Genomic DNA, 18599 nt, shown 5'->3' on the forward strand with positions numbered 1-18599 from the left:
GCCCGCCGCTCAGACCGCGGCGCGCGCGAGCCAGAACCGGGAGCCGGCCGGGCCCTCGATGCCCTCGCCGTCGCCGGCGGTGCCGGCGTGCACCCGCACGGCCAGCACCTCCGCGGCGAGCTGCTCGCCGTGCTCGGCCAGCGCCTGCTCCCAGGCGGCGGCGTCGGCGCCCTCGGCGGTCCACCACAGCTCGATCCGGTCGCTGACGGCCAGGCCGGTGGTCTTGCGGGCCTCCTGCACCAGCCGCACGGCCTCGCGCACCAGCCCGGCGCGCTCCAGCTCCGGGGTCAGCTCGAGGTCCAGGGCGACGGTGAGGCCGGCGCCGCTGGCCACCGCCCATCCCTCCCGGGGCGTCTCGGTGACCACCAGGTCACCCTCCTCCAGCGGCACCTGCTCGCCGTCGACGGTCACCGCGGCGGTGCCGGACCGGTAGGCGGCGACCAGCTCCGCGGCGTCGGCCGCGGCGACCGCCTTCGCGACGTCCTGCACCCGCTTGCCCAGCCGGCGACCGACCGCGCGGAAGTCGATCTTCACGCTGACGTCGACCAGGTCGCCGCCGACCGCCGCGAGCTCGTCGAGCGCGGCGACGTTCAGCTCGTCGGCGACCTCGGCGACGAGGTCACGGGGCAGGGCCGCCCAGCCCGGCGCCGCCACGACGGCACGGGCCAGCGGCTGGCGGGTGCGCACCTTGGCGGTGGTGCGGGCGGCGCGGCCGAGCTCGACCAGGCGGCGCACCAGGGCGACCTGCTCGACCAGCTCCGGGTCGCGCGCGGCGTCGTCCACCTCCGGCCACGAGGCCAGGTGCACGCTGTCCGGCGCGCCCTCGCCCAGCCCCGGCACGACCGCGCGGCTCCACACCTCCTCGGTGACGAACGGCGTGAACGGCGCCATCAGCCGGGTCAGGCCGTCCAGCACCTCGTGGAGGGTGGCCAGCGCCGCCGGGTCGCCGTCCCAGAACCGCCGGCGCGACCGCCGGACGTACCAGTTGGACAGGTCGTCGACGAACTGGGCCAGCAGCCGCCCGGCGCCCTGGGTGTCGAAGTCCTCCAGCGCCGCGGTGACGCCCTCGGTGACGGCGGCCAGCTCGGCCAGCGCCCAGCGGTCCAGCAGCGGCCGCTCCGCCCGCGCGGGGGCCGGGGCCGACGCCGGGCTCCAGGCGTTGGTCTCGGCGTAGAGGGTGAAGAAGCTGGCGGTGTTCCAGTAGGTCAGCAGGACCTTGCGGACCACCTCGGACAGCGTCTCGTGCCCCACCCGGCGGGCCGACCAGGGTGAGCCGCCGGCCAGCATGAACCAGCGGACGGCGTCGGCGCCGTGCCGGTCCATCAGCGGGATGGGCTCGAGGATGTTGCCCAGGTGCTTGCTCATCTTGCGGCCGTCCTCGGCGAGGATGTGGCCCAGGCAGAGCACGTTCTCGTAGGAGCTGCGGCCGAACACCAGCGTGCCGACGGCCATCAGCGAGTAGAACCAGCCGCGGGTCTGGTCGATGGCCTCGCAGATGAACTGCGCCGGGTAGGCGGCCCGGAACTCCGGCTCGTTGCGGTAGGGCGCGCCCCACTGCGCGAAGGGCATGGAGCCGGAGTCGTACCAGGCGTCGATGACCTGGGGCACGCGGCGGTAGGTGCCCTCCTCGCCGGGCCGGGTGAAGGTCACCTCGTCGATGAACGGCCGGTGCGGGTCCAGGCCGGACAGGTCACGGCCGGTCAGCTCCGACAGCTCGGCCAGCGACCCGACGACGACCATGCGGGAGGGGTCGGCGTCGTTGCGCCAGATCGGCAGCGGCGTGCCCCAGTACCGGTCGCGGGACAGCGCCCAGTCGACGTTGTTGTTCAGCCAGTCGCCGTACCGGCCGGTCTTGATGTTCTCGGGGAACCAGTTGGTCTTCTCGTTCTCGGCGAGCAGGTCCTGCTTGATCGCGCTGGTGCGGATGTACCAGGAGGGCAGCGCGTAGTACATGAGCGGCGTGTGGCAGCGCCAGCAGTGCGGATAGCTGTGCTCGTAGCGCTTCTCCCGCCACAGGACGCCGCGCGCGGAGAGGTCCTCGACCAGCGCCTCGTCGGCGACCTTGAAGAACCGGCCCCCGACCAGCGGCACCTCGGGCAGGAAGTGCCCGCCGGCGTCGATCGGGTTGACCACCGGCAGGCCGTAGCCGCGGCAGACGGCGAGGTCGTCGGCGCCGAAGGCGGGGGACTGGTGCACCAGGCCGGTGCCGTCCTCGGTAGTCACGTAGTCGGCGAGGACGACGTAGTGCGCGTCCTCGCCCTCGGGGAAGTCGACCAGCTCGAACGGCCGCCGGTAGTGCACCCGCTCCCAGTCCCGGCCGGGCGTGCGGGCGAGCACCTCCACGCCCTCGAGGCCCTCGAAGACCGCCTCGAGCAGCGGCTCGGCGACGACGAGGGTGTCCTCGCCGCGCCGGGCCACGACGTAGGTGACGTCGGGGTTGACCGCGACGGCGGTGTTGCTGGGCAGCGTCCAGGGCGTCGTCGTCCAGATGACCAGGTCGGCCCGGCCGGCCCACTCGCCGCTGGTGACCGGCAGCCGCACGTACACCGACGGGTCGGTGATGCTCTCGTAGCCCTGGGCGACCTCGTGGTCGGACAGCCCGGTGCCGCACCGCGGGCAGTAGGGGGCCACCCGGTGGTCCTCGACCAGCAGGCCCTTGTCGAACACCTGCTTGAGCGACCACCAGACGCTCTCGATGTAGGTCGGGTCCATCGTCCAGTAGGCGGTGGAGTGATCGACCCAGTAGCCCATGCGGTCGGTGAGCTCGGTGAACGCGTCCACGTGCCGCTCGACGGACTCCCGGCAGCGGGCGTTGAACTCGGCGATGCCGTACCGCTCGATGTCGGGCTTGCCGGCGAAGCCCAGCTCCTGCTCGACGGCGATCTCCACCGGCAGGCCGTGGCAGTCCCAGCCGGCACGGCGGGGCACGTGCCAGCCCTGCATCGTCTTGAACCGCGGGAAGACGTCCTTGAACGCGCGGGCCTCGATGTGGTGGGTGCCCGGCCGGCCGTTGGCGGTGGGCGGGCCCTCGTAGACGTTCCACTGCGGCCTGCCCTGCGAGGCCTGCACCGAGCGGGCGAAGACCTGGCCGTCCGACCAGCGCTGCAGCACGTCGCGCTCGAGGGCGGGCAGGTCGACCTGCGGGGGCAGCGCGCGGAAGGGAGAGCTCACGCCCCCATTGTCCCCGAGCCGTCGAGCGGCTCGGCGGCAGGCGCGAGGGACCCGGCACGCAACGGACCCGACACGGGGGTACGGGAGGATGCCCGCATGGTCGGGGGCGCGCGGTGAACACCACGGTGACCCTCGCGCTGGCGATCGGCGCGCTGGTGGTGCTCGTGGCCGCGGTCGCGCTGCGGCTGGCCGACCGGCTGGGCCTGCCCAGCCTGCTGCTCTACCTGGCGCTCGGGGTCGCGCTGGGGGAGAGCGGCCTGGGCATCGAGTTCGAGGACGCCGCGCTCACCCAGAACCTCGGCGTCGCGGCCCTGGTGGTCATCCTGGCCGAGGGCGGTCTGACCACCCGGTGGTCCGACGTGCGCCGCGCCATCGGGCCGGGGCTGTCGCTGGCCACGATCGGCGTCGCGGTCAGCGTGGGGGTGACCGCCGCCGTCACCGTGCTGCTGCTCGGCACCTCGTGGGGGTTCGCGCTCCTGCTGGCGGCGGTGATCAGCTCGACCGACGCCGCCGCGGTCTTCGCCGCGCTGCGCCGGCTGCCGCTGCCGCGCCGCCTGGCCGCGGCCATCGAGGCCGAGAGCGGGCTCAACGACGCCCCGGCGATCCTGCTGGTCACCGCGCTGGCCGCGCACCTCACCGACGCGCACGCCGAGACCTGGTGGCTGATCGCCGCCGAGGTGGTGCTCGAGCTGATCGGCGGCGCGGCCATCGGGGTGGCCCTCGGCTTCCTCGGCGCGGCGCTGCTGCGGCGGGTCGCGCTCCCGCTGGCCGGCTTCTACCCGCTGGCGATGCTCGCGCTGTGCGTGCTGGCCTACGCCGCGGCGACCCTCGCGCACACCTCCGGGATCGTCGCGGTCTACCTGTGCGGTCTCGTCCTCGGCAACGCGGCGCTGCCGCACCGGTCGGCGAGCATCGGGTTCGCCGAGGGGATGGCCTCCCTCGCCCAGATCGGGCTGTTCGTGCTGCTGGGGCTGCTCGCCTCGCCGGGCCGGCTGCTCGACGCCCTGGGCCCGGCGCTGGTCGTGGGGGGCGCGCTGCTGCTGGTCGCGCGGCCGCTCTCGGTCGGGCTGTCCCTGGTCTGGTTCCGCTGGCCGCTGGCGCAGCAGGCGTTCGTCTCCTGGGCCGGCCTGCGCGGCGCCGTCCCCATCGTGCTGGCGACCTTTCCGCTGACCCTCGACGTGCCCGGCGCCGAGCGGATCTTCGACACGGTGTTCGTGCTGGTCGTCGTCTTCACCGTGGTGCAGGGCTGGTCGCTGCCGTGGGTGGCCCGCCGGCTGCGGATCGCCGCCCCGGTCACCCCGCGCGACATCGAGGTGGAGGCCGCGCCGCTGGAGGAGCTCGACGCCGAGCTGATGCAGCTGCGGGTGCCGGAGGGCTCGCGGCTGCACGGCGTCTACCTGCCGGAGCTGCGGCTGCCCGAGGACGCCGCCGTGGTGCTGATCGTCCGCGACGGGCACTCCTTCGTCCCCGACGCGACGACCCGGCTGCGGCGCGGGGACCAGGCGCTGCTGGTGTCGGCGCGGCGGTCGCGGCCGGAGGCCGAGCGGCGGCTGCGGGCGGTCAGCCGGGCCGGCCGGCTCGCCTCCTGGCGCGGCGAGGACGGCCGGGCCACCGAGACCGACTAGAGACGCCGAGAGGCGCCGGACGGGTGGTCCGGCGCCTCTCGGGTGGTGCGGGGCTGGTCAGCCGTTGAGCTCGAGGGTCTGCATCGTCTCCGCGCGGACCCGGGCCAGCAGCTCCGGCTCCTGGGACAGCTTGTGGCCGTAGGAGGGGATGGCCTCCTGCAGCAGCGGCCGCCAGGTGTCCATCCGCTGCGGGAAGCAGCGCTCCAGCAGCGTCAGCATCGCCGACACCGCGGTCGAGGCGCCGGGAGAGGCGCCCAGCAGGCCGGCGATCGAGCCGTCGGCGCCGACCACGAGCTCGGTGCCGAACTGCAGGATCGGCTTGCCCGAGGTCTCGTCGCGCTTGATGACCTGGACCCGCTGGCCGGCGGTGATCATGTCCCAGTCCGATGCCTCGGCCAGGGGCATGAAGTCGGTGAGGACGGCGTGCCGCGACTTGGCCGACTTCATCAGCTCGGTGATCAGGTACTTGGTCAGCGGGACGTTGTCCTTGGCGACGCCGAGCATCGAGCCGATGTTGTTGCCGCGCACCGACATCGGGAGGTCCCAGAGCTTCCCGGCCTTGAGGAACTTCGGGGAGAAGCCCGCGTAGGGGCCGAACAGCAGCGAGTGGTCGCCGTCGATCAGCCGCAGGTCCAGGTGCGGCACGGACATCGGCGGCGCGCCGACCGCCGCCTGGCCGTAGACCTTGGCCTGGTGGCCGGAGACCAGCTCGGGGGAGCGGGTGCGGAGGAACTTGCCGCTGACCGGGAAGCCGCCGAAGCCGCGGATCTCGGGGATGCCGGCCTTCTGCAGCAGGGGGAGCGCGCCACCGCCGGCGCCGACGAAGACGAAGCGGGTGCGCACGGTGCGGTGCTCGCCGGAGCGGGTGTCGCGGACGGTCACCTTCCAGCGGCCGTCGGAGAGCCGCTCGATGCCGGCGACCCGCTGGTTGACGTGCACGTGCACGCCGCGGCCCTCGGCCTGGGCCAGCAGCATCCGGGTGAGGGCGCCGAAGTTGACGTCCGTGCCGGCCTGCGAGCGGGTGGCGGCCACGATCTGCTGCGGATCGCGCCCGGCCATCATCAGCGGCACCCAGGAGGCCAGGGTGTCGGGGTCGTCGGTGTACTCCATGCCCTCGAACAGCGGCTCGGCCGACATCGCGGCGTACCGGTTGCGCATGTACGTGCGGCCGGTCTCACCGGTCACGAAGCTGATGTGCGGAACCGGGGTGATGAAGTCCTTGGGCGAGCCGGTCAGGCCCTGACGGACCAGGTGCGACCAGAACTGGCGCGACACCTGGAACTGCTCGTTGATCCCGATGGCCTTGGTGGGGTCGACCCGGCCGTCGGGACCCGCGGGCGTGTAGTTCAGCTCGCAGAGGGCGGCGTGGCCGGTGCCGGCGTTGTTCCAGGCGTCCGAGCTCTCGCCCGCGACGCTGCCCGCGGACTCGAAGACGGCGACGCTCCAGTCGGGGGCCACGACACCGAGCAGCGACGCCAGCGTCGCGCTCATGATGCCGCCGCCCACGAGGACTACGTCGGGGTCGGTCGCTGGTGCGATCTCGGTGGACACAGCTGCCTCTCTGGCCGGTTACGTGCTCCCCTCCGACCTTCGGCCGATCCGGTGCCGTTCACGCCCCCTCGGGGGTGTGAGATTCGTCGGGGGCAGGGTGAGAAGGATCACCCCGGGCTCGGGTGTGCACCTGCCGGACGCTGTCGACGGGTACCCCGGACCATGGTCTCCGCACGGCTATCGTCGTGCAGGTCGGCCCCGCCGGGGCCCCGAGCCCTGGAGCGCGTGCTGTCCGACGAGCCCGCGGACGCCCGCGACGACGTCCCTGGTGATCCGCCCCCCGCCACCCCGGCCCGGCGCCCGTACACCCGGCTGCTGCTCTCCCTCGCCGCCGGCGTCTTCCTGCTGGACCTGGTCACCAAGGTGGTCGTGGTCGCCACCGTCGAGCCCGGGGAGGACATCCGCGTGCTCGGCGGCCTGGTGTACCTGACCCACTACCGCAACCCCGGTGCGGCGTTCTCCTTCGCCGAGGGCTTCACCATCGTCTTCACCGTCATCGCCGCCGTCGTCGCGGTCGTCATCGTGCGCACCGCCCGCAAGCTGTTCTCCCTGGGCTGGGCGGTCGCCCTCGGCCTGGTGCTCGGCGGGGCCCTCGGCAACCTGGTCGACCGGGTGTTCCGCGATCCGGGGTTCCTCCGCGGCGCCGTCGTCGACTTCGTCTCGGTGTTCGCGCCCGACGCGCAGGTGTTCCCGGTGTTCAACGTCGCCGACTCGGCGATCGTCTGCGGCGGCGTCCTCGGCGTCCTGCTGGCCCTGCGGGGCATCGAGTTCGACGGCACCCGGGCCGGCAGCGGCTCGCGGGAGGACGATCGGCCGGCCGCCGGGTGACCGGCGCGCGCGAGCGCTCCGCCGCGCCGTCGGCACCAACGGTCACAATGGGGGCGTGACCAGCACCCCCGGCCTGCACCGCGCGCTGCCGGTGCCCGACGGGCTGGAGGGCCAGCGGGTCGACCAGGCGCTCAGCCGGCTGTTCGGCCTGACCCGCGCCGCTGCCGCCGAGCTGGCCGACGCCGGCGCCGTCGTCGTCGACGGCCGGGTGCGCGGCAAGGGCGACCGGCTCACCGGCGGCAGCTGGCTGGAGGTCGAGCTCCCGCCCCCGCCGGGCGAGCCCCCGGCTCCGCAGCCGGTGGCCGGGCTGACCGTCGTGCACGACGACGACGACGTCGTGGTGGTCGACAAGCCGGTCGGCGTGGCCGCGCACCCCAGCCCCGGCTGGGACGGGCCGACGGTCGTCGGCGGGCTCGCCGCGGCCGGCTACCGCATCTCCACCTCGGGGGCGGCCGAGCGGCAGGGCGTGGTGCACCGGCTCGACGCGGCCACCACGGGCCTGATGGTCGTGGCCAAGAGCGAGCGGGCCTACACCCTGCTCAAGGCCGCGTTCAAGGAGCGGACGGTCGACAAGGGCTACCACGCCCTGGTGCAGGGGCACCCCGACCCGTCGCGCGGCACGATCGACGCGCCGATCGACCGCCACCCCCGCTCGGACTGGAAATTCGCCGTGGTCAGCGGCGGGCGCCCCTCGGTGACGCACTACGAGGTGATCGAGGCCTTCCCGGCCGCCAGCCTGGTCGACGTCCACCTCGAGACCGGCCGCACCCACCAGATCCGGGTGCACTTCTCCGCGCTGCGCCATCCGTGCGTGGGTGACATGACCTACGGCGCCGACCCCTCCCTGGCCGCCCGGCTGGGCGTCTCCCGGCAGTGGCTGCACGCCGTGCGCCTCGGCTTCGCCCACCCCGCCGACGGCTCGTGGGTGGAGTTCACCAGCGACTACCCGGCCGACCTGGCCGGCGCCCTCGCGATCCTGCGGGCCGAGGCCTAGGAGCCGTCGTGGCCGGGCTGCCCGCGGAGCTGGCCGACTACGGGCCGGCAGCGCTGTCGGCGGTGGTCGTCGGCGGGTACCTGGTGCTCGGGGAGCCGCTGGTCGGTGCCGTCCTGCACCGCCGCTTCGAGGGCCGGCTGCGCACCGACGCCCGCGCCCGCCGGTCGTTCTACCTGCGGCTGCTGGTGCTCGAGTGGGGGCTGGCGCTGCTCGCGCTGGTCATCTGGCTGTCCGCCCCCGGGGTGGACGCCGCCGCCGTGGGGCTGCGCTGGCCGCAGTCGTGGCCGGGCCCGGTGTCGGGCGTGGCGACCGTGCTGGTGCTGCTGCTCGTCGTCGTCTCGACGCGGGCGCTGCGCTCGGGCGCGCTGACCGCCGAGCCGGCACCGGCGCGCAGGGCGGGCGACGGCCGGCACGCCGAGGCCCCGGTGCACTCGACGCTGGCGCTGCTGCCGCGCACCCGTGCGGAGCGGCGGCTGTTCACGGTGGTCGGCCTGACCGCCGGCATCTGCGAGGAGTGGCTCTACCGGGGCTTCTTCCTCGCGGTGGTCGCCGCGGTCAGCGGGGGCCTCTCGAACGCCGTCCTCGTCGTGGTGGCCGCGGTCGCCTTCGGCGTCGCGCACGCCTACCAGGGCGTCGCGGGCATCGTCACCACCGGCGTCCTCGGCGCCGTGCTCGCCGGCCTCTACCTGGACACCGGCTCGCTGCTCCTGCCCGTGCTGCTGCACGCGCTGATCGACCTGCGCTTCCTGCTCGTGCCCGGCGCCGCCCTCCCGGCCTCCTCGGTGCTGCGGTGAGCGGCGTGCCCGCCGGCCCGGCCAGCCCCGCCGACTGGCCCGAGATCGCCGCGGTGCGCACCCGCGTCTTCGTCGAGGAGCAGGGGGTGCCGGCCGAGATCGAGCAGGACGCCGCCGACGCCACCGCCGTCCACGCGCTGAGCCGGGACGACGCCGGCCGGGTGGTGGCCACCGGCCGCCTGCTGGTCCGCGACGGCCGTGGCGTGATCGGCCGCATGGCCGTCGACGCGGCCGCCCGCGGCGCGGGGCACGGGGCCGCCGTGCTGGAGGAGCTGCACCGCCGGGCGGTGGCCCTCGGCCTGTCCGAGGTGGAGCTGCACGCCCAGCTCACCGCCCGCGGCTTCTACGAGCGGGCCGGCTACACGGCCGTGGGGGAGGAGTACGAGGAGGCCGGTATCGCGCACGTCACGATGCGCCGGCAGCTGCCGCGTCGGATGTGACGGGCCGGTCCGCCTGTGAGGAGACACGTTCTGTCAGACCCTCGGCGTAGACCGTCCCCAGTGCGAGGATCGACCCACCGACCCGACCGCCGAGCCGGCACCGGCCCAGTGGTCACCGGCGTCGCCCCCGCACCAGCCCTGCCGGTCTTCCCCGCCGGTCGCCCGCCGGTCCCCGACGGCCGGGCACGCACGACCTGTGAGGAGTACTGACACCGTGAGCAGCACCGACTCGTTCGTGCACCTGCACGTCCACACCGAGTACTCGATGCTCGACGGTGCCGCGAAGCTGCCGGAGGTCACCAAGGCCGCGGCCGAGCAGGGCATGCCCGCCCTGGCCATGACCGACCACGGCAACGTCTTCGGCGCCTACGACTTCTACAAGCAGGCCAAGGCCGCCGGCGTGAAGCCGATCATCGGCATGGAGGGCTACTACACGCCCGGCTCGCGGTTCGACCGCGCCCCGTTCGACTTCGGCGACCAGCTGATCGACGAGGAGGGCGACGGCGGCTCCAACCGCGGCAAGGCCGCCTACACCCACATGACGCTGCTGGCCCGCACCACCGAGGGGATGCACAACCTCTTCCGCATCTCCTCGCTGGCCAGCCTGGAGGGCCAGTACCGCAAGCCCCGGTTCGACCGCGACCTGCTCGAGCGCTACGGCAAGGGCCTCATCGCCACGACCGGGTGCCCGTCGGGCGAGGTCAACATGTGGCTGCGCGCCGGCAAGTACGACCGCGCCCGCCAGGCCGCGGCCGACTTCCAGGACATCTTCGGGCGCGAGAACTTCTACGCCGAGCTGATGGACCACGGGCTGTCCATCGAGAAGAAGACCCGCCCGGAGCTGATGAAGATCGCCGACGAGCTCGGCATCCCGCTGCTGGCCACCAACGACCTGCACTACACGCACAAGGAGGACGCCGACGCCCACGACGCCCTGCTGTGCATCCAGACCGGGTCGCGGCTGAACGAGACCAACCGCTTCCGGTTCAACGGCGACGGCTACTACCTGAAGAGCGCTGCCGAGATGCGCGCGCTGTTCCCCGGCGAGCTGGCCGCGGCCTGCGACAACACCCTGCTGGTGGCCGAGCAGTGCGAGGTGTCGTTCACCGAGGGCGCCGACCTCATGCCCCGCTTCCCGCTGCCGCCGGGGGAGGACGAGACCTCCTGGTTCGTCAAGGAGGTCGAGCGCGGCCTGCACAAGCGCTGGCCGAACGGCATCCCCGACCACGTGCGCAAGCAGGCCGACTACGAGGTCGGGATCATCACCCAGATGGGCTTCCCGGGGTACTTCCTCGTGGTCGCCGACTTCATCAACTGGGCCAAGGACAACGGCATCCGGGTCGGCCCCGGCCGTGGCTCGGCCGCGGGCTCGCTGGCCGCCTACGCCCTGGGCATCACCGACCTCGACCCGCTGGCGCACGGGCTGATCTTCGAGCGCTTCCTGAACCCCGAGCGCGTCTCGATGCCCGACGTCGACATCGACTTCGACGACCGCCGCCGCGGCGAGGTGATCCAGTACGTCTCGCAGAAGTACGGCGAGGAGCGGGTCAGCCAGATCGTCACCTACGGCACCATCAAGGCCAAGGCCGCGATCAAGGACGCCGCGCGCGTGCTCGACCGGCCCTACTCGGTGGGCGACGAGCTCACCAAGCTCATGCCGCCGGACGTGATGGGCAAGGGCATCCCGCTGTCGGGGGTCTTCGACCCGGCCCACCCGCGCTACAAGGAGGCCGCGGAGTTCCGCGCCCGCTACGAGTCCGACCCGGGCGCGGCCGAGGTGGTCGACCAGGCCCGCAAGCTCGAGGGCCTGAAGCGCCAGTGGGGCGTGCACGCCGCCGGCGTCATCATCGGCCGGTACCCGCTGATCGACAGCATCCCGATCATGCGACGGGAGGCCGACGGCGCCATCATCACGCAGTTCGACTACCCGACCTGCGAGACGCTCGGCCTGCTCAAGATGGACTTCCTGGGCCTGCGCAACCTCACGGTCATCGACGACGCGCTGCGCAACATCGTCGCCAACGGCAAGCCGCCGGTCGACCTCGACGAGATCAGCAAGGACCTCACCGACAAGGCCACCTACGACCTGCTGGCCCGCGGTGACACCCTCGGCGTCTTCCAGTTCGACGGCGGCCCGATGCGGTCGCTGCTGCGGCTGATGCGGCCGGACAACTTCGAGGACATCTCCGCCGTCGGCGCCCTCTACCGGCCCGGCCCCATGGGTGCGAACTCCCACACCAACTACGCGCTGCGCAAGAACGGCCAGCAGGAGATCACCCCGATCCACCCCGAGCTGGCCGAGCCGCTCGAGGACATCCTGGGCGGCACGTACGGCCTGATCGTGTACCAGGAGCAGGTCATGGCCATCGCGCAGAAGGTCGCCGGGTACTCGCTCGGCAAGGCCGACCTGCTGCGCCGGGCGATGGGCAAGAAGAAGAAGTCGGTCCTGGACGCCGAGTTCGTCGGCTTCGAGGCCGGCATGAAGGAGCGTGGCTTCTCCGACGCGGCGATCAAGACGCTCTGGGACATCCTCGTCCCGTTCGCCGACTACGCGTTCAACAAGGCCCACTCGGCCGCCTACGGCCTGGTCTCGTACTGGACGGCCTACCTCAAGGCCAACTACCCGGCCGAGTACATGGCCGGGCTGCTCACCAGCGTCGGCGACGACAAGGACCGCCGGCCGGTCTACCTGGCCGAGTGCCGCCGGATGGGCATCAAGGTGCTCCCGCCGGACGTCAACGAGTCCTCCTGGGACTTCACCGCCGTCGGCGACGACATCCGCTTCGGCCTGGCCTCGGTGCGCAACGTCGGCCACAACGTCGTCGAGTCGATCGTCCGCGCCCGGGAGGAGAAGGGCGCGTTCAAGGACTTCGCCGACTTCCTCCGCAAGATCGACGCGGTCGCCTGCAACAAGAAGGTCATCGAGTCGCTGGCCAAGGCCGGCGCGTTCGACTCCCTCGGGCACTCCCGGCAGGGCATCACCGCGATCCACGCCCAGGCCGTCGACGCGGCGATGGGCCTCAAGCGCAAGGAGGCCGAGGGGCAGTTCGACCTGTTCGGCGGCTTCGGCGGCGACGGCGCGGACGACGACCCGTTCGGCGGCGCGCTGGAGATCGCCATCCCGACGGCGGACTGGTCCAAGTCCGAGCGGCTGGTCTTCGAGCGGGACATGCTCGGGCTCTACGTCTCCGACCACCCGCTGCACGGCGTCGAGCACGTGCTCGCCTCGCACGCGGACACCCCGATCGCGGAGATCAACGCCGGCGGTGTCGAGGACGGCGCCACGGTGACCATCGCCGGCATCCTCACCGCGGTGGGCCCGCGCACCAACAAGCAGGGTGCGCCCTGGGCGATCGCGACCCTGGAGGACCTCGAGTCCGGCATCGAGGTGCTGTTCTTCCCCAAGACCTGGGCCGAGGTCTCCGACAAGGTGGTCCGCGACCAGATCGTCGTGGTCAAGGGCCGGATCAGCCGCCGCGACGACCAGCCCTCGCTGTTCGCCGCCGAGGTGAGCATCCCCGAGCTCACCGAGGGCCCCCGCGGCCCGGTGATGGTGTCGATGCCCGCCGCCCGCTGCACCCCGCCGGTGGTGGAGCGGCTGCGCGAGGTGCTCGGCAGCCACCCCGGCACGACCGAGGTGCACCTGAAGCTGCTGAACGGGGGGCGCGAGACCGTGCTGCGGCTGGACCACGGGCTGCGGGTGCGGCCGAGCACCGCGCTGATGGGCGACATCAAGGCGCTGCTCGGCCCCACCAGCGTGGCGCTGCTGTGATGCTGCCGGTCGACGGGCCGCCGGCGCGGACGGCGTGGCCGCGCTACGACGCGCGGGCCGAGCTGCGCGCCGACCGGGACGTCGCGCTCTGGATCACCGTCGGCCTCGGCTTCAGCGGCCTGGTCACCGGCCTGCTCTGGTGGGCGCTGGCCCCCCGGCAGGACTACCGAGTCACCGCCGACGGCGTGCAGTCGATCGGGCTGGCCTCGGCGGAGCTCAAGGCCGGTGACGACACGGTGTTCGTCCTGGTCATGGCCGGGCTCGGGCTCGTGGCGGGAGTGCTCGCCTGGCAGCTGCGGCGCCGCCGCGGGGTCGCCGTCCTCGGGGCGCTGGCGCTGGGCTCGCTGATCTGCGGTGCGCTGGCCTGGCAGCTGGGCGTGGCGCTCGGGCCCGCCCCGACGACGGCCGAGCTGCAGCAGGTCGGGGCGGTGGTCACCACCCCGCTGGAGCTGCGGTCGGTGGCCGCGCTGGCCGTGGCGCCGTTCGTCGCGGTGCTGGCCTACGTCGTCGGCACGCTGTTCGCCGCCGGTGAGGACCTCGGCCGCGACGACGTCCCCGAGGCGGCCGAGCTCACCGGGAGCGGTCGCCCGTAGCGAGGCCCGGCCCCGGGCACGTGCGAGGGGTGGGGAGGTGTGGCCCCCTCCCGGGTACCGCCCCGAGCGTGCGAGGGGTGGGGAGGAGGGGGTCCTTCCTCAGTTGACGCTGCGCGGACCGGCCAACCGCGTCAGCGGCACGGGCACGGCGCCGAGGGTCTCCAGCAGCGTCAGCTCGCGGCGCAGCAGCCGCGACTCCAGCGCCAGCCGCCGGCGGGTCGCCGACTCCGCCAGCAGGGTCTGCCGGTCCTCGGTGGTGAGCAGCGCCGCCGAGGCCACGAGGTAGGACAGCGCGCGCGGATCGTCGCCGACGGCCTGCAGCAGGGCGGCGGTCTCCGCGTCGGCGGCCGGATCGGAGTCGAGGTCCTCCCCGCGCAGCCCGGCGACCGCGCCCACGTACCGGGCGAACAGCTCGCCGACGTTGCGCACGAGCACCCCCATCGAGCCGCGGGCCACCGAGGACACCAGCTCCTCGAGGTCCTCGCCGCCGGCGTCGACCAGCCCCTCCTGGTCGCCGGCGGCCTCCTCGGCGGCCTCCTCGTCGGCCAGCCACTCCACCTCGGCCTGCAGGTACGGCGGGTCGTCGGCGACCAGGACGTCGAGCAGCCGGAACCGGCTGCCGCCGACGGTGACGATCCGGAAGCCGCCGTCGGGCTGGGGGCGGACGGTCTGCAGCCGGGCGGTGCAGCCGATGTCGTAGAGAGCCTCGGCGGGGGAGACCTGCTCGACCTCCCAGCCCTGGCGGATGGCGACCACGCCGAAGGACCGGTCCTCGAGCGGGCCGGGGGTGGCCAGCAGGTCGTGCATCAGCCGCCGGTAGCGGGGCTCGAACACCTGCAGGGGCAGGACGACCCCGGGGAACAGCGGCGTCCCGAGGGGGAACAACGGGATGACCTCGCCCACGCGGGGAGCCTACGGCGCCCCCGTGCGGCCGGGTCCGTCGCAGGTCCCGACTACCCTGAGGTGTTCCCGTTCCACCGCCGTGGGCCCCGTCGCGGGGTCCGCCGTCCCGGAGGTCAGCCCGTGCTCGCCCGCATCGACCTGCGCGGATCGGCACTTCCCGGGGTGCGCGAGCTCTCCGGCCTGCTGCCGCGCGCCGCCACCGACATCGACTCGGTCCTGGCCACGGTCCGCCCGCTGTGCGAGGACGTGCGCATCCGCGGCGCCCAGGCCGTCCGCGAGATCACCGCCCGCCTCGACGGCGTGGACGCCGAGGACTTCGCCGTCCCCGTCGAGGCGATCCAGCAGGCGCTGGACACCATCGACCCCGCCGTCCGCGCGGCGCTGGAGGAGGCGATCAGCCGGGTCCGCCGGGTGCACGCCGACCAGCGGCGCACCGACGTCACCACCCAGGTGGTGCGCGGCGGCACGGTCACCGAGCGCTGGCTGCCGGTGCGCCGGGTGGGCCTGTACGTGCCCGGCGGGCTGGCGCCGCTGCTGTCCAGCGTGGTCATGAACGTCGTCCCCGCGCAGATCGCCGGGGTCGAGTCGATCGCCGTGGCCTCCCCGCCGCAGCGCGACAACGGCGGCCTGCCCGACCCGGGCGTGCTCGCGGCCTGCGCGCTGCTGGGCGTCACCGAGGTCTACGCCGTCGGCGGCGCGCAGGCGATCGCCGTCTTCGGGTACGGCGCGGGCTCCTGCGAGCCGGTCGACATGGTCACCGGGCCGGGCAACGTCTACACGACCGCGGCCAAGCGGCTGCTCCGCGGCCTGATCGGCATCGACTCCGAGGCCGGCCCCACCGAGGTCGCGATCCTCGCCGACGACACCGCCGACCCGGTGCACGTCGCCGCCGACCTGATCAGCCAGGCCGAGCACGACCCGCTCGCCGGCGCCGTGCTGGTCACCGACAGCGAGGCGCTGGCCGACGCCGTCCTCGAGCTGGTGCCCGGCCAGGTCGCGGCCACCAAGCACTCCGACCGGATCACCACCGCCCTCGACGGCAGCCAGTCCGGCATCGTCCTCGTCGACGACCTGGACGCCGGCCTGCGCGTGGTCGACGCCTACGCCGCCGAGCACCTGGAGATCCAGACCCGCGACGCCCACGACGTGGCGATGCGGGTGCGCAACGCCGGCGCGATCTTCGTCGGCGCCTGGTCGCCGGTGTCGCTGGGCGACTACTGCGCCGGTTCCAACCACGTGCTGCCCACCGGCGGCTGCGCCCGGCACTCCAGCGGGCTGTCGGTGCAGTCGTTCCTGCGCGGCGTGCACGTCGTCGAGTACGACGAGCAGGCGCTGGCCGAGGTCGCCGGGCACATCGACGCCCTGGCCACCGCCGAGGACCTCCCGGCGCACGCGGCCGCGGTGCGGGCCCGGCAGCGCGCATGACCCTGCACCCGACGACGCGGCTCGACCAGCTCCCGCTGCGGCCCGAGCTGCGCGGCCGCACGCCCTACGGCGCCCCGCAGGTGCCGGCCGCCCACCGGCTCAACACCAACGAGAACCCGCACCCGCTGCCCGACGAGCTCCTCGCCGACCTCGGCACGGCGCTGACCGAGGCGGCGGTGGGCCTCAACCGCTACCCCGACCGCGACGCCACGGCGCTGCGGGCCGACCTCGCGACCTACCTGGCGCGCACCACCGGCGAGCCGGTCGAGCCCGCGCAGGTGTGGGCGGCCAACGGCTCGAACGAGGTGCTGCAGCAGATCCTGCAGGCCTTCGGTGGCGCGGGCCGGACGGCGCTGGGCTTCACGCCCTCCTACTCCATGCACCCGGTCATCTGCGCCGGCACCGGCACCGGCTGGGTCGACGGGCACCGGCGCGCGGACTTCACCATCGACGCCGGCCAGGCCGTCGCGCAGGTCCGCGAGGTCGCCCCGGACGTCGTCTTCGTGACCAGCCCGAACAACCCGACCGGCACCGCCGTCGCGCTGGAGACGATCGAGGCGATCCACGACGCGACGACCGGCGTGGTGGTCGTCGACGAGGCCTACACCGAGTTCGCCCGCACCGGCACCCGCTCGGCGGTCACCCTGCTGCCCGGCCGCCCGCGGCTGATCGTCAGCCGGACGATGAGCAAGGCGTTCGGCATGGCGGGCCTGCGGCTGGGCTACCTCGCCGCCGACCCCGCGGTGGTCGAGGCGCTGCAGCTGGTGCGGCTGCCCTACCACCTGAGCTCGCTCACCCAGGCGGCCGCGCGCGCCGCGCTGGCCCACACCGACGCGCTGCTGGCCACGGTGGACGCGGTCAAGGCCGAGCGCGACCGGATCGTCGCCGCGCTGCCGACGCTGGGCCTGACCAGCGTGCCGAGCGACGCGAACTTCGTGCTCTTCGGCCGCTTCGGCGACGCCGCCGCCGCGTGGCAGGCGCTGCTCGACCGCGACGTCCTCGTCCGCGACGTCGGCCTGCCCGGCTGGCTGCGGGTGACCGCCGGCACCGCCGAGGAGACGACCGCCTTCCTCACCGCCCTGGGTGAGGTGGCGCCGCTGTACCGCACGGGTGAGGGAGACTCGGGATCATGAGCCGCACTGCACGCGTCGAGCGCGCGACCAGCGAGACCAAGCTGGTCGTCGAGGTCGACCTCGACGGCACCGGGAAGAGCTCGATCAGCACCGGCGTCGGGTTCTACGACCACATGCTGACCGCGCTGTCCAAGCACAGCGGCATCGACCTCACCGTGCAGGCCGACGGCGACCTGCACATCGACGCCCACCACACCGTGGAGGACGTCGCCATCGCCCTCGGGCAGGCGTTCGCCGAGGCGCTGGGCGACAAGCGCGGCATCACCCGCTACGGCGACGCCACGATCCCGATGGACGAGGTGCTCGTGCAGGCGGCGGTCGACCTCTCCGGCCGGCCGTACTTCGTGCACGCCGAGCCCGAGAACATGACGCCGATGATCGGGCCGGACTACCCCACGTCGCTCACCAAGCACGTGCTGGAGTCCTTCGCGTTCAACGCGCGGATCAGCCTGCACGTGCGGGTGCTCTACGCCGGCCGCGACGCCCACCACATCGTCGAGGGGCAGTTCAAGGCGCTGGCTCGCGCGCTGCGCACCGCCGTCGCCCTCGACCCGCGCATCTCCGACGTGCCCTCGACCAAGGGCGCGCTGTAACCCGATGCCGCAGCTCCGGTTCCTCGCATGACCTTCGGACTGACCCTGCTCATCCTGGGCGGCTTCCTGCTCGGCGGCGCCTGGAGCATGTGGAAGGCCGACTCCGACACCAAGGGCCGCACCGGTCCGCAGGTGGCGGTGGCCGTCGTCCTGCTGGTCGCCGCCGGCCTGGCCACGGCGGCGGGGATCCTGCGCCTGGTGTGAGCGACGAGGAGCGCTTCCTCGAGCTCGTCCTCGCCGACCCGACGGTCGCGGCCGTCCTCGCGCGGACGCCGTCCCTGGGCGTGGGCGAGTGGTGGCTCACCGCCGGCCTGCTCATGCAGACGGTCTGGAACGCGGTGACCGGCCGCCCGGCCGGCACCGGCATCCGCGACGCCGACCTGTTCTACTTCGACCCGGACACCTCCTGGGACGCCGAGGACGCGGTGATCCGCCGCGGGGCGGAGCTGTTCGCCGACCTGCCGGTGCCGGTGGAGATCCGCAACGAGGCCCGCGTGCACCTCTGGTACGCCGACCGCTTCGGCACGCCGGCGCCGCCGTTCCGCGACTGCCGCGACGCGATCGACTCCTTCGCCGCGGTGTGCTGCTGCCTCGGCGTGACCGTCGGCGCCGGCGGCCCCCGGGTGTACGCGCCCTTCGGCTTCGCCGACCTCTTCGGCCTGGTCGTGCGGCCCAACCGCCGGCTCGCCCCGCGCGCGGTCTACGAGGCCAAGGCCGCACGGTGGTCGTCGGTCTGGCCCGAGCTCACGGTGCTGCCGTGGGCGGCCTGAGCCGGGA

General features: G+C 73.7%; 15 protein-coding genes. 12 read left to right on the plus strand and 3 right to left on the minus strand.

Annotated features, from left to right (window positions below; genetic code table 11):
• Positions 1–9: 9 nt before the first annotated feature.
• Entirely contained in the window at positions 10–3171 is a 3162-nt protein-coding gene (ileS, locus tag ACI79R_RS10535; RefSeq protein ID WP_456573560.1) for an isoleucine--tRNA ligase, read from the minus strand.
• A gap of 113 nt (positions 3172–3284) precedes the next feature.
• Between ileS and ACI79R_RS10540 the strand changes: the two genes are divergently transcribed.
• Positions 3285–4796: a potassium/proton antiporter gene (locus ACI79R_RS10540; protein ID WP_456573561.1), complete on the plus strand. Its 1512-nt coding sequence runs from the start codon at positions 3285–3287 to the stop codon at positions 4794–4796.
• A 57-nt stretch (positions 4797–4853) separates the two neighbouring features.
• Here ACI79R_RS10540 and ACI79R_RS10545 read toward each other — a convergent pair whose 3' ends face one another.
• Positions 4854–6347 carry a malate:quinone oxidoreductase gene (locus ACI79R_RS10545; RefSeq protein WP_456573562.1) on the minus strand — a complete coding sequence of 498 codons (1494 nt, stop codon included), beginning with the start codon at positions 6345–6347 and terminating at the stop codon, positions 4854–4856.
• A 225-nt stretch (positions 6348–6572) separates the two neighbouring features.
• Between ACI79R_RS10545 and lspA the strand changes: the two genes are divergently transcribed.
• The 6 genes from lspA to ACI79R_RS10575 all read left to right on the plus strand — a co-directional run bounded on the left by lspA (position 6573) and on the right by ACI79R_RS10575 (position 13768).
• Positions 6573–7175: a signal peptidase II gene (gene lspA / locus ACI79R_RS10550; protein WP_456573563.1), complete on the plus strand. Its 603-nt coding sequence runs from the start codon at positions 6573–6575 to the stop codon at positions 7173–7175.
• 55 nt (positions 7176–7230) lie between these two features.
• On the plus strand, positions 7231–8169 hold the full coding sequence (locus tag ACI79R_RS10555) for an RluA family pseudouridine synthase (RefSeq protein ID WP_456573564.1): 939 nt from the start codon (positions 7231–7233) through the stop codon (positions 8167–8169).
• An 8-nt stretch (positions 8170–8177) separates the two neighbouring features.
• Entirely contained in the window at positions 8178–8963 is a 786-nt protein-coding gene (locus tag ACI79R_RS10560; protein ID WP_456573565.1) for a CPBP family glutamic-type intramembrane protease, read from the plus strand.
• A complete protein-coding gene (locus ACI79R_RS10565; RefSeq protein WP_456573566.1) occupies positions 8960–9403 on the plus strand; it encodes a GNAT family N-acetyltransferase in 444 nt (147 codons plus the stop codon). Before ACI79R_RS10560 ends, ACI79R_RS10565 begins: the two co-directional genes overlap by 4 nt.
• Before the next feature lie 214 nt (positions 9404–9617).
• Positions 9618–13175, plus strand: a complete 3558-nt coding sequence (gene dnaE / locus ACI79R_RS10570) for a DNA polymerase III subunit alpha (RefSeq protein ID WP_456573567.1) — start codon at positions 9618–9620, stop codon at positions 13173–13175.
• Positions 13172–13768 carry a hypothetical protein gene (locus ACI79R_RS10575; protein ID WP_456573568.1) on the plus strand — a complete coding sequence of 199 codons (597 nt, stop codon included), beginning with the start codon at positions 13172–13174 and terminating at the stop codon, positions 13766–13768. The genes dnaE and ACI79R_RS10575 overlap by 4 nt, the downstream gene beginning before the upstream one ends.
• Before the next feature lie 99 nt (positions 13769–13867).
• Here ACI79R_RS10575 and ACI79R_RS10580 read toward each other — a convergent pair whose 3' ends face one another.
• Positions 13868–14671, minus strand: coding sequence for an LON peptidase substrate-binding domain-containing protein (locus ACI79R_RS10580; protein ID WP_456573569.1), 804 nt, complete (start codon positions 14669–14671; stop codon positions 13868–13870).
• A 120-nt stretch (positions 14672–14791) separates the two neighbouring features.
• Between ACI79R_RS10580 and hisD the strand changes: the two genes are divergently transcribed.
• The 5 genes from hisD to ACI79R_RS10605 are packed head-to-tail and all read left to right on the plus strand — an operon-like array spanning position 14792 to position 18592.
• Positions 14792–16096: a histidinol dehydrogenase gene (hisD, locus tag ACI79R_RS10585; RefSeq protein WP_456573570.1), complete on the plus strand. Its 1305-nt coding sequence runs from the start codon at positions 14792–14794 to the stop codon at positions 16094–16096.
• Positions 16093–17229 carry a histidinol-phosphate transaminase gene (locus tag ACI79R_RS10590; RefSeq protein WP_456573571.1) on the plus strand — a complete coding sequence of 379 codons (1137 nt, stop codon included), beginning with the start codon at positions 16093–16095 and terminating at the stop codon, positions 17227–17229. The genes hisD and ACI79R_RS10590 overlap by 4 nt, the downstream gene beginning before the upstream one ends.
• Positions 17226–17822, plus strand: a complete 597-nt coding sequence (hisB, locus tag ACI79R_RS10595; RefSeq protein WP_456573572.1) for an imidazoleglycerol-phosphate dehydratase HisB — start codon at positions 17226–17228, stop codon at positions 17820–17822. The genes ACI79R_RS10590 and hisB overlap by 4 nt, the downstream gene beginning before the upstream one ends.
• Before the next feature lie 27 nt (positions 17823–17849).
• The gene (locus ACI79R_RS10600) at positions 17850–18026 is read left to right on the plus strand and encodes a hypothetical protein (protein ID WP_456573573.1); all 177 of its coding nucleotides are present in this window, start codon (positions 17850–17852) and stop codon (positions 18024–18026) included.
• Positions 18023–18592: a nucleotidyltransferase family protein gene (locus ACI79R_RS10605; protein WP_456573574.1), complete on the plus strand. Its 570-nt coding sequence runs from the start codon at positions 18023–18025 to the stop codon at positions 18590–18592. The genes ACI79R_RS10600 and ACI79R_RS10605 overlap by 4 nt, the downstream gene beginning before the upstream one ends.
• The last annotated feature ends 7 nt before the right edge of the window (positions 18593–18599 follow it).

It is taken from the genome of Blastococcus sp. SYSU D00820, assembly GCF_054050695.1.

Excerpts from the sequence above, each read along its gene's own strand:
- ACI79R_RS10600 (WP_456573573.1), top strand. The coding sequence starts at position 17,850 with ATGACCTTCGGACTGACCCTGCTCATCCTGGGCGGCTTCCTGCTCGGC.
- hisB (WP_456573572.1), top strand. The coding sequence starts at position 17,226 with ATGAGCCGCACTGCACGCGTCGAGCGCGCGACCAGCGAGACCAAGCTG.
- ACI79R_RS10590 (WP_456573571.1), top strand. The coding sequence starts at position 16,093 with ATGACCCTGCACCCGACGACGCGGCTCGACCAGCTCCCGCTGCGGCCC.